This window comes from Streptomyces sp. NBC_00091 (genome assembly GCF_026343185.1).
In the GTDB taxonomy this organism is placed as follows: domain Bacteria; phylum Actinomycetota; class Actinomycetes; order Streptomycetales; family Streptomycetaceae; genus Streptomyces.
The window spans coordinates 5,046,209-5,057,873 of record NZ_JAPEMA010000001.1 but is presented as its reverse complement, the minus strand read 5'-3'; the positions used below and the strand labels follow the sequence as shown (position 1 = coordinate 5,057,873).

At 72.9% G+C, this 11,665-nt stretch carries 14 protein-coding genes and 6 tRNA genes; 10 read left to right on the top strand and 10 right to left on the bottom strand.

What is annotated here, in order from left to right; genetic code table 11:
• Positions 1 to 52: 52 nt before the first annotated feature.
• Both OOK34_RS23375 and OOK34_RS23370 read right to left on the bottom strand, forming a co-directional pair.
• Positions 53 to 124 (bottom strand) — tRNA-Val (locus tag OOK34_RS23375).
• A 57-nt stretch (positions 125 to 181) separates the two neighbouring features.
• Positions 182 to 619, bottom strand: a complete 438-nt coding sequence (locus OOK34_RS23370; protein WP_267035805.1) for a TIGR02611 family protein — start codon at positions 617 to 619, stop codon at positions 182 to 184.
• Positions 620 to 796: 177 nt separating this feature from the next.
• Between OOK34_RS23370 and OOK34_RS23365 the strand changes: the two genes are divergently transcribed.
• Complete coding sequence (locus OOK34_RS23365; protein WP_030011909.1) at positions 797 to 1,210, top strand: SsgA family sporulation/cell division regulator; 414 nt, start codon at positions 797 to 799, stop codon at positions 1,208 to 1,210.
• Between the two features lie 208 nt (positions 1,211 to 1,418).
• Positions 1,419 to 2,063: a CGNR zinc finger domain-containing protein gene (locus tag OOK34_RS23360; RefSeq protein WP_267035804.1), complete on the top strand. Its 645-nt coding sequence runs from the start codon at positions 1,419 to 1,421 to the stop codon at positions 2,061 to 2,063.
• On the opposite strand, the gene OOK34_RS23355 is transcribed toward OOK34_RS23360, so the two are convergent.
• Positions 2,004 to 2,222: a hypothetical protein gene (locus tag OOK34_RS23355; RefSeq protein ID WP_267035803.1), complete on the bottom strand. Its 219-nt coding sequence runs from the start codon at positions 2,220 to 2,222 to the stop codon at positions 2,004 to 2,006. The genes OOK34_RS23360 and OOK34_RS23355 overlap by 60 nt on opposite strands.
• Before the next feature lie 269 nt (positions 2,223 to 2,491).
• Between OOK34_RS23355 and OOK34_RS23350 the strand changes: the two genes are divergently transcribed.
• Positions 2,492 to 3,172: an intradiol ring-cleavage dioxygenase gene (locus tag OOK34_RS23350; RefSeq protein ID WP_267035802.1), complete on the top strand. Its 681-nt coding sequence runs from the start codon at positions 2,492 to 2,494 to the stop codon at positions 3,170 to 3,172.
• 26 nt (positions 3,173 to 3,198) lie between these two features.
• Here the strand turns inward: OOK34_RS23350 and OOK34_RS23345 are convergent, their stop codons facing one another.
• Positions 3,199 to 3,645, bottom strand: a complete 447-nt coding sequence (locus OOK34_RS23345) for a hypothetical protein (RefSeq protein WP_267035801.1) — start codon at positions 3,643 to 3,645, stop codon at positions 3,199 to 3,201.
• 152 nt (positions 3,646 to 3,797) lie between these two features.
• On the opposite strand from OOK34_RS23345, the gene OOK34_RS23340 reads away from it, so the two are divergent.
• On the top strand, positions 3,798 to 4,301 hold the full coding sequence (locus OOK34_RS23340; RefSeq protein WP_267035800.1) for a DsbA family protein: 504 nt from the start codon (positions 3,798 to 3,800) through the stop codon (positions 4,299 to 4,301).
• A 157-nt stretch (positions 4,302 to 4,458) separates the two neighbouring features.
• Here OOK34_RS23340 and OOK34_RS23335 read toward each other — a convergent pair whose 3' ends face one another.
• The 4 genes from OOK34_RS23335 to OOK34_RS23320 all read right to left on the bottom strand — a co-directional run bounded on the left by OOK34_RS23335 (position 4,459) and on the right by OOK34_RS23320 (position 7,985).
• Complete coding sequence (locus OOK34_RS23335) at positions 4,459 to 5,133, bottom strand: hypothetical protein (protein ID WP_267035799.1); 675 nt, start codon at positions 5,131 to 5,133, stop codon at positions 4,459 to 4,461.
• Between the two features lie 45 nt (positions 5,134 to 5,178).
• A complete protein-coding gene (locus OOK34_RS23330; RefSeq protein ID WP_267035798.1) occupies positions 5,179 to 6,003 on the bottom strand; it encodes a GNAT family N-acetyltransferase in 825 nt (274 codons plus the stop codon).
• Between the two features lie 66 nt (positions 6,004 to 6,069).
• Positions 6,070 to 6,891, bottom strand: a complete 822-nt coding sequence (locus tag OOK34_RS23325; RefSeq protein WP_267035797.1) for an aminotransferase class IV — start codon at positions 6,889 to 6,891, stop codon at positions 6,070 to 6,072.
• Entirely contained in the window at positions 6,888 to 7,985 is a 1,098-nt protein-coding gene (locus OOK34_RS23320; protein WP_267035796.1) for a chorismate-binding protein, read from the bottom strand. Before OOK34_RS23320 ends, OOK34_RS23325 begins: the two co-directional genes overlap by 4 nt.
• Before the next feature lie 180 nt (positions 7,986 to 8,165).
• On the opposite strand from OOK34_RS23320, the gene OOK34_RS23315 reads away from it, so the two are divergent.
• The 5 genes from OOK34_RS23315 to OOK34_RS23295 all read left to right on the top strand — a co-directional run bounded on the left by OOK34_RS23315 (position 8,166) and on the right by OOK34_RS23295 (position 8,638).
• Positions 8,166 to 8,238 (top strand) — tRNA-Gly (locus tag OOK34_RS23315).
• A gap of 41 nt (positions 8,239 to 8,279) precedes the next feature.
• Positions 8,280 to 8,353: transfer RNA gene (locus OOK34_RS23310), tRNA-Cys, on the top strand.
• A 1-nt stretch (position 8,354) separates the two neighbouring features.
• Positions 8,355 to 8,426, top strand: a tRNA-Val gene (locus OOK34_RS23305).
• Positions 8,427 to 8,445: 19 nt separating this feature from the next.
• Positions 8,446 to 8,517, top strand: a tRNA-Val gene (locus tag OOK34_RS23300).
• 49 nt (positions 8,518 to 8,566) lie between these two features.
• Positions 8,567 to 8,638 (top strand) — tRNA-Val (locus OOK34_RS23295).
• 208 nt (positions 8,639 to 8,846) lie between these two features.
• Here OOK34_RS23295 and OOK34_RS23290 read toward each other — a convergent pair.
• Positions 8,847 to 9,032, bottom strand: coding sequence for a hypothetical protein (locus OOK34_RS23290; RefSeq protein WP_267035795.1), 186 nt, complete (start codon positions 9,030 to 9,032; stop codon positions 8,847 to 8,849).
• 552 nt (positions 9,033 to 9,584) lie between these two features.
• Here OOK34_RS23290 and OOK34_RS23285 point away from each other — a divergent pair.
• Complete coding sequence (locus OOK34_RS23285) at positions 9,585 to 10,760, top strand: serine/threonine-protein kinase (protein WP_267035794.1); 1,176 nt, start codon at positions 9,585 to 9,587, stop codon at positions 10,758 to 10,760.
• A gap of 50 nt (positions 10,761 to 10,810) precedes the next feature.
• Here OOK34_RS23285 and OOK34_RS23280 read toward each other — a convergent pair whose 3' ends face one another.
• The gene (locus tag OOK34_RS23280) at positions 10,811 to 11,626 is read right to left on the bottom strand and encodes an RNA methyltransferase (RefSeq protein ID WP_267035793.1); all 816 of its coding nucleotides are present in this window, start codon (positions 11,624 to 11,626) and stop codon (positions 10,811 to 10,813) included.
• Positions 11,627 to 11,665 lie beyond the last annotated feature (39 nt).

Genomic DNA, 11,665 nt, shown 5'->3' with positions numbered 1-11,665 from the left:
GGTACGACAGAGGCCCGGAGACTCTTCCGAGTCTCCGGGCCTCTGCTCCGGGTGGGCGATACTGGGTTCGAACCAGTGACCCCTTCGGTGTGAACGAAGTGCTCTCCCACTGAGCTAATCGCCCGGACGCACCGCAAACATTACCGCATGTCAGCGGTGCTCTGTGACCAGTGCCGGCCGGTCACTGGTCCTTGATGTTCCACGGCAGCACCAGGCCGTACTTCCACAGGTAGAAGCCGATCAGTGCGCCCGCGATGGCGAGGCCGACGCTGGTGAGGATGATGTTGCGGCGCCGGACCTTCGGGTCGAGCGCCTTCTGCGCGGCCTCGCTCACCTTGCGCTTGGTCCAGCGCAGGACGAGGTGGGCCCAGGCGAACTCGGTGGCCCAGATCGCCAGGCCGGCGAAGATCGCCACCCAGCCGGGGCCGGGCAGGACGAGCATGGCGACGCCTGCGCCGATGACGGCCAGGCCGACGATGAAGACGCCGACCTGCCAGCTCAGGTGCAGGCTGCGGTTGGCCTTGATGAAGGCGGGCGCCTTCGATACGTGCGGCGCCTCTTCGGCGACCGGTTCGCTGCTGGCGGACTCGTTGGTTCCGCGGTCACTCCCCGTATTCATGGCCCCGAATCTACCGGAGCCGGAAGCACACGTGAATGCCGGTTTGGATCCGCCGTCCGAGGGACCCAGAGGTCCGCAAAACGGTCAGAGGGGTTTACAACGGCACCGTAGGTGGCATGTCGATTTCGCCGACGTGCGAATCCCCGAGCGCACACTGAGCGAAAGGCCCTGGCGCTTATGAACACCACGGTCAGCTGCGAGCTGCACCTGCGCCTCGTTGTGTCGAGCGAGTCCTCACTGCCTGTTCCCGCGGGCCTGCGGTATGACACGGCCGACCCCTACGCCGTGCACGCCACCTTCCACACCGGCGCCGAGGAAACGGTCGAATGGGTGTTCGCCCGCGACCTCCTCGCGGAGGGCCTCCACCGGCCCACCGGTACCGGCGACGTCCGCGTCTGGCCGTCCCGCAGCCACGGTCAGGGCGTCGTCTGCATCGCCCTGAGCTCACCGGAGGGAGAAGCGCTGCTCGAAGCACCCGCCCGAGCCCTCGAGTCGTTCCTCAAGCGGACGGACGCCGCGGTCCCACCCGGGACCGAACACCGGCACTTCGACCTCGACAAGGAGCTGTCCCACATCCTGGCCGAGAGCTGAGCCAGGACCACAGCCCGCCACCGTCCGACTCGGGGCGACGGTGCGGGACGGACAACCACATACGCAGTGCCGGCGCTGTCCTCGCGGAAGCCACCCGCGAGGGCGGCGCCGGTGTGCTCGGGTACCTTCCGGCGACAACCGCTATTGTCGGCCCCCAGCGGCGGCAGCGGCCCGCCACCGCAAGGCCCGGCCCCCAGGGAGCAACCCCGTGCAGATCCCCCACGACACCCGTCGCGCGCTCGACGTCGTCGTCGCGCTGGTGAACACCGCGGCCGAGCCGGACCAGCCCGACGGGCTGTCCGACATCGCCGCCCTGCGCGGTTTCGTCGAGGAGCACGCGGTCAGCGACGTCGGCGAGCTGAGCGCCCGCGATCTCGCCGGGGTACGGACGGTACGGGGCAAGTTCGCCCAGGTCTTCGCGGCACCGAACTCCCGTGCGGCGGCCGCACAGATCAACGAACTGGTGGCCACGGCCGGCACCACCCCGCAGCTGACCGACCACGACGGCTACGACTGGCACGTCCACTACTTCGCGCCGGGCGCCTCCGTGGGCGACCACCTGGCGGCCGACGGCGGCATGGCCCTGGCCTTCATCGTGGTCTCCGGCGAGCAGGAGCGGCTGCGCCGCTGCGAGGCCCCGGACTGCCGGCGGGCCTTCGTGGACCTGTCCCGGAACCGCTCCCGGCGCTACTGCGACAGCCGGACCTGTGGGAACCGCCTGCACGTGGCCGCGTACCGGGCCCGCCGCAAGGAGGCCGACGCCCACCCGGAGGCCGCAGAGCAGCCGCAGGCCTCAGAGCAGATAGAGGTCGTGCAGGGCGGCGAGCAGCAGCAGGGTCCCGATCACCGCTAGGAAGATCATCAGGGGCGGCTGGGAGAGCGCGAAGAGACATCCGCGCCCTTCCACGATGTCGGAGGCCGGGGAGGCCTGGGGGGCCAGGGAGGCGGCGGCCCGGGCGATGGGGGCCTCGGAGGCGGGAGCCGGCGGCTCACCCTGCGATGTGTCGAGCATGTCGGGCCGATGATCGCGCAGCCCGCCCCGGATCCGCCCCCAACACGCCATGATCGGCGCGGCAGTTCGCCTTCTCTCGTCAGTTCAGGTGGTTCCCGGCGGCTTCTCCCCCGCGCCCGCCCCCACGTCCGGTACGGGGCCCGGCGCCGGGCGGCCCCCCGGTCGGCCGTGTGTCGGTCGCGGGCCCGGCCGCCGGCGTGCGGCACGGTGGGGCGCGGTGGCGGCCGTCCGCACGCGACGGCCCCGGGCGCACGCGCGAGAGGCTTCGCATGACCGACAACGGCACCTTCCCGACCAGCCGCCGGGCCCTCCTGCTCACCGCCGGATCCGCCGGGATCGCAGCGCTGACCGCGGCCTGCGCCCGCCCGGCCGCCCCCGGGAGGGCCGCACCCGCCCCCTCGGGCGGCGCCACCCCGGGATGCGTCCTGGCCGTGGGGGCGGGCGCGGGCCCGAACTACGTCGGCCGGGGCCGGACCCGCTCCGACATCACCGAGGGCCGCCCGGGCGTGCCCCTGCGGCTGGAACTGACGGTGGTGCGCGTGGCGAAGGACTGCCGGCCGCTGGCGGGCGCCGCCGTCGACATCTGGCAGGCCGACTCCGCGGGCGTGTACTCGGAGGGCAAGGACACCTACCTGCGCGGTGTCCAGGTCACCGACGGCTCCGGCCGCTGCGTCTTCAGGACGATCGTGCCGGGCTGGTACGCGGGGCTGGCCCCGCACATCCACTTCAAGGTCCGCCCCGACGCGCACACCGAGACGACCTCGCAGTTCTTCCTGCCCGACGCCTTCCTGCGGGAGGTCTACGCACGCCAGCCGTACGCGCGCCGCAAGGCCCCGCGCGATCCCAACGCCCGCGACGACCGCTACCGGGCCGCCGGCGGCGCCATGACCCTGACCCCCGTCCCCGACGGCACCGGCTACCGCGCCGCGTTCACCGTGGGCATCGACTGAGGGGACGGGGGACGCGCCCAGGCCACCTAGATTCCGTGCTTCTTGAGGATGGCCTCGATGTCGGAGAAGTCGTCCGCCGGGGCCGCCGGAGCCGGCTTGGCCGCCTTCGCGTCCGGACGCGACCGCCCGCCCAGGGCGGGGCCGGAGGCGCCGGGGGCGACGGCCTCCCGGGCCGGGGCTCCCCCGGCCGCCTTCGGGGCCTTGGCGGCCTTGCCCAGGCCACGCCGCTCCACGGCCCGGGTGGTCATGAAGAGCAGCCAGGCCACGCCCAGCAGGCCGAAGCCGATCCAGACGGTCGGCTTGAAGACCATCCCGGACACCCACTGCACCACGCCGGTCATCACCAGGCCCACCGGCACCAGCGAGTACGCGGCGATCCGCGTGGCGGCGAGGAAGCGCCTGCGGTACGCGGTCAGCGCGGCGATGCCCAGGCCCGCCGCGGACACCGCGGAACATATGGTCTCGGCAAGCATGCGGTCCTCCGACGGTCGGCGATGGGCGATCTGTCCCTTCCATCCTGCACCGGCCGCCACCGTGACGGCCATGCCCGGGGCGCCGCCCGCGCCGATCTCCGGGAGATCTCGGGGTCGGATCTCCTCCTCAGGGGGTCTGGGAGACTGTCCGTATGACCGATTCCGTGATCCTCGACGTCTGGTGCGATCTCCAGTGCCCGGACTGCCACACCGCTCTGGACGACGTGCGCGCCCTGCGGGCCCGCTACGGCGACCGGCTGGACATCCGGCTGCGCCACTTCCCGCTGGAGAAGAACAAGCACGCCTTCGCCGCCGCGCAGGCCGCCGAGGAGGCCGCGGAGCAGGGGCAGGGCTGGCCGTACGCGGAGGCCGTACTGGCCCGCACCGCCCAGCTGCGCGAGCGCGGCGAGGCCGTCCTGCTGGACGTGGCGCGTGAACTGGGCCTGGACGCCGAGGAGTTCGACACCGCCCTGATCGACGGCCGGCACATCCTGATCGTCGACGCCGACCAGGCCGAGGGCAAGGCCATCGGCGTGACCGGCACCCCGACCTACGTGATCGACGGCGAGCGCCTGGACGGCGGCAAGAGCCAGGAGGGCCTGCGCGCCCGCATCGAGGAGATCGCGGACCGGCTGCTCGCGGGCGAGACCGCCTAGTGCTGTGGCCGGAAAGGTTTGCCGGGGCGCGGCGTCCGGTGCGGTGCATCGCAAGGCGGAGGGCCGCGGCTCGTACTGGACGTACTTGCGCGGTCCGACAACGCAGCGAGGTGCCGTGCTGGGCGTCGCGCCCCGGTGAACCTTGCCGGTCACAGCGCTAGGAGGCGCCCGGGGCCACGGCAGACGCCACTGCGTCCGCCGTGGCGGGTGGCGCGGCAGCGCCGCGCCCGCGGCCCGCGAGCCAGGCGGCGATCCGCTGCCTGTACTCGCGGTTGCCCCAGGGATTGTCGTACCCCGCGATCCACTCCAGGCACCGCAGGACGTTCTCCGAGCGGTCCGGGTGGGCCACCGCGTACACGTCGACCCCGGACTCGCCCGTCGAGGCCAGGACGTACACGCTGCCGTCGAGCGCCATCATGGCGAAGCCCGGATGGCCCGCGTACACGCCGAGGAACGCGGATCCCGCGCCCCGGCCCATGATGTCCCAGCGCTCCAGGAGCCGGACGCGGGTCCAGAGCGACGGCGGCTGCACGCCCTCGTGCGTGTTCCGCAGGGAGGCCCGGTGCGTCCGGGTGCCCTGGGGGAGCTGGACGAGGAACTCGCGCCGGTGGTCGAAGAGGCCCGAGGAGACCGCGAGGTCGTACCAGTCCTCGTTGAGCCGCTCGACGAGCCGGGGGGTGTCGTAACGGTGGGAGAAGCCCCCGGCGACGTCCTCGGCACGGAACCCCATGACGAACGGCATCACGCCGTCCGGCACCGAGTCCGGGATCACCTCCAGACCGGCCCGCCGCAGCGGCCGGTACACCTTGCGCTCGCGCTCCTCGGTACCCATCGGGCACTGTTCTAGCAGGGCGGACGCGACGAGGGACCGCCGGCCCTAGATCAGCTCCTTGGCGTAGTTCAGGTCGGTGGGCCGGTAGCCGAGGGACTCGTACAGGCGCAGGGCCGGGGTGTTGGCGGTGAACACGTGCAGCGCCAGCACGCGGTGGCCCCCCGCGATCGCCTCGCGCTCCGCGAGCAGCATCAGGTCGCGGCCGTAGCCGCGGCCCCGGTGCTCCTCGGCGACCGCGACGTCGTACACGTACGCCCCCTGCCCGGCCGGCGCCAGCCACACGTGGCCGACGGGGACGCCGGCCGCCTCCAGGACGGCGAAGGTGGCCCCGGGGGTGGCGAGCCCCTGCGGGAGCTGTGCGTCGTGGTCGGCCTGCGACTTGGCCCGGGCGGCCTCCGCCGGCATTCCCCGGGCGGTCCAGTCCGCCGCGTAGTCCTCGCGGGCCCGCACGTCCCAGGCCTCGTACTCGGCCGGGGTCATGGGGCGGCCCAGGACCCCTTCGGAGAGGGCGGGAGGGGCGGCGGGCAGCTCCTTGGCCATGTTCCGGCCGTACTCGGCGTACCCGAGGGCCTCCGCGAGCCGCAGCCCGCCCGCCGAGCCGGCCGGGACCGAGATCCGCACCCGGCGGCAGCCCCAGCCGCGCAGCACCTCCTCGGCGGCGAGCGCGGCGACGGTGGCACGGCCGCGCCGGCGGTCCGGCCCGTCGATGGCCAGGTCCCGGATCTCCCCCACCGTCGGCCCGAAGGGCGTGTCGGCGGCGATCAGCAGCGCCCCGACGCGCCTGCTGTTGACGCGGACCTCGTACGGGCGCGAGCGCGCGCCGGAGTCGCTCTGCTGAAGCGGCCCGCTCGGCCGCAAGGTGGTGGTCATCCGTCGAGTTCTACCCGCCCCGGGCCGCCCTGACTACGGGGCCCGGGGCGGAAGGGCGGACGTCGCCTACGGGTCGAGGTCGGACGCGGCGCGCTCGTCGAAGACCCGCATCGCCTTGACGGTGACGGGACCGGGGGCGGCGGTCAGGACGCGGCCGTCGACGCGGTGCACGGCCTGGACGTCGCGCAGGGTGGAGGTCAGGAAGACCTCCTCGGCGCGTTCCAGGACGTCGAAGGGCAGGTCGGTCTCCTTCGCGCCGCTCCACTCGACGGCCAGGGCGCGGGTGATGCCCGCCAGGCAGCCGGAGGCCACGGGCGGGGTGTGCAGTTCCCCGTCGAGGACGACGAAGACGTTGGAGCCCGTGCCCTCGCAGAGCTGCCCGACGGTGTTGGCGAAGAGGGCCTCGGAGGCTCCCGCCCGGTTCGCCCGGGCCAGGGCGACCACGTTCTCGGCGTAGGAGGTGGTCTTCAGGCCGGTCAGCGCGGAGCGCTCGTTGCGGACCCAGGGGACGGTGATCACGGCGGTGGTGTCGGGGCGGCGGGCGGTCTCGCCGGCGGCGACGACCAGGGTGGGCCCGGTCTCGCCCCGGTCGGAGCCCAGCGGGGACAGCCCGCCGGTGTAGGTGATCCGCAGCCGGCCGAGCGGCATCGGATTGGCCTCCAGTACGGCGGCGCAGGCGCGGCGCACCTCGTCGAGGTCGGGGTCCGGCAGGCCGAGGCCGCGGGCCGAGCGGGTCAGCCGGTCCAGGTGCCGGGTGAGGGCGAAGAGGGTCCCGTCCTGGACCTTGAGCGTCTCGAAGACCCCGTCGCCCACGGTCATCCCGTGGTCCAGTACGGACACCTTCGCGTCCTCGGCGTCGCGCAGTGTGCCGTCGAGCCAGATCCTCACCGTACGGTTCCTCCACTCAGGTCGTGCGTCTCGTGTGCGGCCGGCGGCTGCGTGCCCGGTACGGGCCCGCCCGAGGCCAGTGCGACCAGCCGGGCGGCCTTCAGCTCGGTCTCGGCCCACTCCCGGTCGGGGTCGGAGCCCCAGGTGATCCCGGCGCCGGTGCCGAAGCTCAGGCGGGGGCCGCCGGGTGCCTCGCGGTCGATCCAGAAGGTGCGGATGCCCACGGCGAGCGCGGCGGTGCCCCGGTCGGCGTCGACCCAGCCGATGCCCCCACAGTAGGGGCCGCGGGGGGCGGTCTCCAGCTCTTCGATGATCCGTAGGGCGGAGGACTTGGGGGCGCCGGTCACGGAGCCGGGCGGGAAGGTGGCCGCGAGCAGTTCCGGCCAGCCGGCGTCCTGGGCGAGTTCGCCGCTGACGGTGGAGACCAGGTGGACCAGGCCGGGGTGCTCCTCGACGGCGCACAGCTCGGGGACGGTGACGGAGCCGGTGGCGCAGACGCGGCCGAGGTCGTTGCGTACGAGGTCCACGATCATCACGTTCTCGGCGTGGTCCTTGGGCAGCAGGTCGGCGACGGTGCGGCCGGTTCCCTTGATCGGGCCGGACTCCACGTGGCGGCCCGCGCGGCGGAGGAACAGCTCCGGGGAGGCGGTGGCGATCTCGACGCCGTGAGCCCGGAGCCGAATCGTTCCTGCATAGGGGGCCGGGTTGCCGCGCGCGAGGAGCGAGGTCAGGGCGTCCACATCGGCCCTGGCCGGATCCGGCAGGGGCGCGGACATCACCCGGCAGAGATTGGCCTGGTAGACCTCGCCGGCCGCGATGTACTCGCGGATCCGGCGGACGCCCGCGACGTACGCGGAGCGGTCGAGCGAGGAGGACCACCGGCCGGCGTCGGGTCCCCGCCAGGCGCCGGGGACGGGTGCCGGTACGGGGTCGGGGCGTATGTCTCCGAAGCGCGCGCAGACGAGCCGGCCTTCGAAGTCTGCGGTCACCGCCCAGAAACCGGTGGAGTCGAGGGCGGAGGGGTCGCTGGTGACATCTCGGAGGTCGGTCGCGAGAAGGCCGCCGAAGCGGGCCAGGGGAGGCAGGTCGTGCACGGCTGCGAGTCTATGACCGGTGGCGCGATGCCGCCGGTGAGGTGACGACCGGGTGACCGGTGGTGATCGAGCGGCAGCACGCTGCGGAAACGCGTTTTTGAGCTGGCCCGGGAATCCGCTAGAGTTCAACACGTCGCCAGGGAGCGAAGGGGAAAAACCCCGGAGCGAACACGGCGACCTGCGGACGTAGCTCAGTTGGTAGAGCACCACCTTGCCAAGGTGGATGTCGCGAGTTCGAGTCTCGTCGTCCGCTCGAAGTGGGGGATTTCTTCCCGAGAACCCCCGCAGCTCCATGGTGGAGTGGCCGAGAGGCGAGGCAACGGCCTGCAAAGCCGTCTACACGGGTTCAAATCCCGTCTCCACCTCCAAGGACGATTAGCTCAGCGGGAGAGCGCTTCCCTGACACGGAAGAGGTCACTGGTTCAATCCCAGTATCGTCCACTGATCCGCAAGGATCCCCGCGCGATTAGCTCAGCGGGAGAGCGCTTCCCTGACACGGAAGAGGTCACTGGTTCAATCCCAGTATCGCGCACGCAGCACTCGCACCACCTGTTCCACCTGCGGTTTCGTACCGTGGTCCCGCGCGATTAGCTCAGCGGGAGAGCGCTTCCCTGACACGGAAGAGGTCACTGGTTCAATCCCAGTATCGCGCACAGCACCGGAAGCCCCGGCCGTTACGACGGCCGGGGCTTCCGGCGTTCTCACGTTCTGGCATCCGGGCATGAAAAAGGGTGCTGCCCGTCCGACTCCCCAGTCGTACGGGCAGCACCCTTCACCTGCCGTCCGTCGCGCCCCCGTCCCCACGGGGTTCGACGGGCCGATGTCCCGACCCGGACCGCTCTTCCGGGCCCGGAGCGCCGCTCAGCGCCCCAGCATCAACCCCACGGACGACGCCTGCGCCGCCACCTGCTCGAAGCCTCCGAAGAGGAAGAGCAGGAGGGCGGCCAGGGGGAGCACCATGGCCGCGGCCACCAGTGGGTGGCGCGTGCCGGACTCATGGCCGTTGAACGCGAATGCCTTGCGTCCCTGCCGTGCGATGCCCGCCATGGTCCTCTCCCTGTCGTCTGGCAGCGGCGGGCTCGTGACCTCGGGGGACGAGTGCGCCACCCGCCGCTTGTCTTCAACACTAGGCGGCTGTAAGCCCCCTGGCCTCATGCCCTCGTACCCATTGCCGGGCCTCCAGGAGGATGACGAGGCCGACCGCGGAGTACTCCCCTGGTTGGAGATCCCTCCCCCGGGATGGGGGTCTTCCCGGAGGGGATGACCGGAGGGTAGTGACTTCGCTCACTTCCGTCACTCCCCGCACACGCGTGTCCTCGTACGGGGTGTTGGCGGCCTCCCCCGCCCGGACCGGCCGATCCCCCTGGGGGAGGAGCCTGCGCGCGGGCGGCTCCGGCGCCAATCCCCTTGGCCCGAGGGCCGTTTGGGCGGAGCGACCGGGGAAGGGGGCGGTCCGCCGCGGGAAGCAGTCACACCCTCAAGTGGCCTGCCCAGCACAGACAATCGAATCCCCCGACGAGGGCGCGGCCTCTGAGCGCTCGTGCCGGATGGTCCGTAAGCTGTGCCAGGTCAACAGGACGACCGGTCAGCGGGGTGGACATGGCGATGATGCGGCTCCGGCGCGAGGACCCGCGTGTCGTCGGCTCGTTCAGACTGCACCGGCGGCTCGGCGCCGGCGGCATGGGCGTGGTCTACCTGGGGTCCGACCGGCGCGGCCAGCGCGTGGCCCTCAAGGTGATCCGGCCCGACCTGGCCGAGGACCAGGAGTTCCGCTCCCGGTTCGCCCGCGAGGTGTCCGCCGCCCGCCGGATCCGCGGCGGCTGCACGGCCCGGCTGGTGGCCGCCGACCTGGACGCCGAGCGCCCCTGGTTCGCCACCCAGTACGTGCCCGGCCCCTCCCTCCACGACAAGGTCGCCGAGGAAGGCCCCCTGACGGCCGCGCAGATCGCCGCCATCGGCGCCGCCCTCTCCGAAGGGCTGGTCGCCGTCCACGAGGCGGGCGTGGTCCACCGGGACCTGAAGCCCTCGAACATCCTGCTCTCCCCCAAGGGCCCCCGGATCATCGACTTCGGCATCGCCTGGGCCACGGGGGCGAGCACCCTCACCCACGTGGGCACCGCCGTCGGCTCCCCCGGGTTCCTCGCGCCCGAGCAGGTGCGCGGCGCCGCCGTCACCCCCGCCACGGACGTGTTCGCCCTGGGCGCCACCCTCGCCTACGCCGCCACCTCCGACTCGCCCTTCGGGCACGGCAGTTCCGAGGTCATGCTGTACCGCGTGGTGCACGAGGAGCCGCATCTGGTCGGGGTGCCGGACGCCCTCGCCCCGCTGGTCCGGGCCTGCCTGGCCAAGGATCCCGAGGAGCGGCCGACCACGCTCCAGCTGTCGATGCGGCTCAAGGAGATCGCCGCCCGCGAGGCGCAGGGGCTGGGCGACGGGCGCCCGCCGACGCAGCGGGCCCGCGTCGAGCGGCCCGCGGTACGGCCCGCCGAGCGCGCCCCCGGCCCCGCCGACCGGAGCACGGAGCGCCGTACGGGAGGCGCCACCCCCGTCGCCAGGCCGCAGGGGCCCCACAGCGGCCCGCACTCGCGGCCCTCGTCCCCCCGCAACCCCGGATCCACCGCGGGGCGCACAGGCGGCCGCCCCGGCCCCCGCACGACCGGTACCGGTCGCCGCCCCTCGCGGCCAGACCCGAAGCTGCTGCGGCAGCGGCTGATCGTCTTCGTCGTGGTCACGCTGATCGTGGCCCTGGGCATCGCCCTCGCGCAGAAACTCTGAAGGGGCGCTCCGCCGGACCGGCGGAACACCCCCTCGGTTCGTGCCCGTGCCTACGCGCGACCGCTGCCGGCCACCGCGTAGAAGGCGACGGCCGCGGCCGCGCCCACGTTCAGCGAGTCCACGCCGTGCGCCATCGGGATCCGCACCCACTCGTCGGCGGCGACCAGCGCCTGCGTGGACAGCCCGTCGCCCTCGGCGCCGAGCATCAGCGCGACCCGCTCCAGGGTCTGCGGGGCGGCCACGTCGATCGGCGAGGCCTTCTCGTGCGGGGTCAGGGCCAGCAGCTTGAAGCCGGCCTCCCGCACCGAGTCCAGGCTCTTCGGCCAGGCCTCGAGACGGGCGTAGGGGACGGAGAACACCGCACCCATCGACACCTTCACCGACCGGCGGTACAGCGGGTCCGCGCAGTCCGGCGACAGCAGCACCGCGTCCATGCCGAGCGCGGCGGCGCTGCGGAAGATGGCCCCGATGTTGGTGTGGTCGTTGACCGCCTCCATGACGGCCACCCGGCGCGCCGAGGCCAGCAGCTCCTGCGCCGTGGGCAGCGGCTTGCGCTGCATCGAGGCGAGCGCGCCGCGGTGCACGTGGTAGCCGGTCACGCGTTCGGCGAGGTCCGGGCTGACGGCGTAGACCGGGGCGGGGAGCTCGTCGATGACGTCGCGCATGACGTCGACCCACTTGGCGGAGAGCAGCATCGAGCGCATCTCGTACCCGGCGTCCTTGGCCCGTCTGATGACCTTCTCGCCCTCGGCGATGAACAGGCCCTCGGCGGGCTCGCGGCGGCGCCGGAGCTCGACGTCGGTCAGGCCCGTGTAGTCGCGCAGGCGCGGGTCGTCGGGGTCTTCGATGGTGATGAGATCAGCCACAGGGTGATACTGCCTTGTTCTGGGTACGGTGCCAACGGC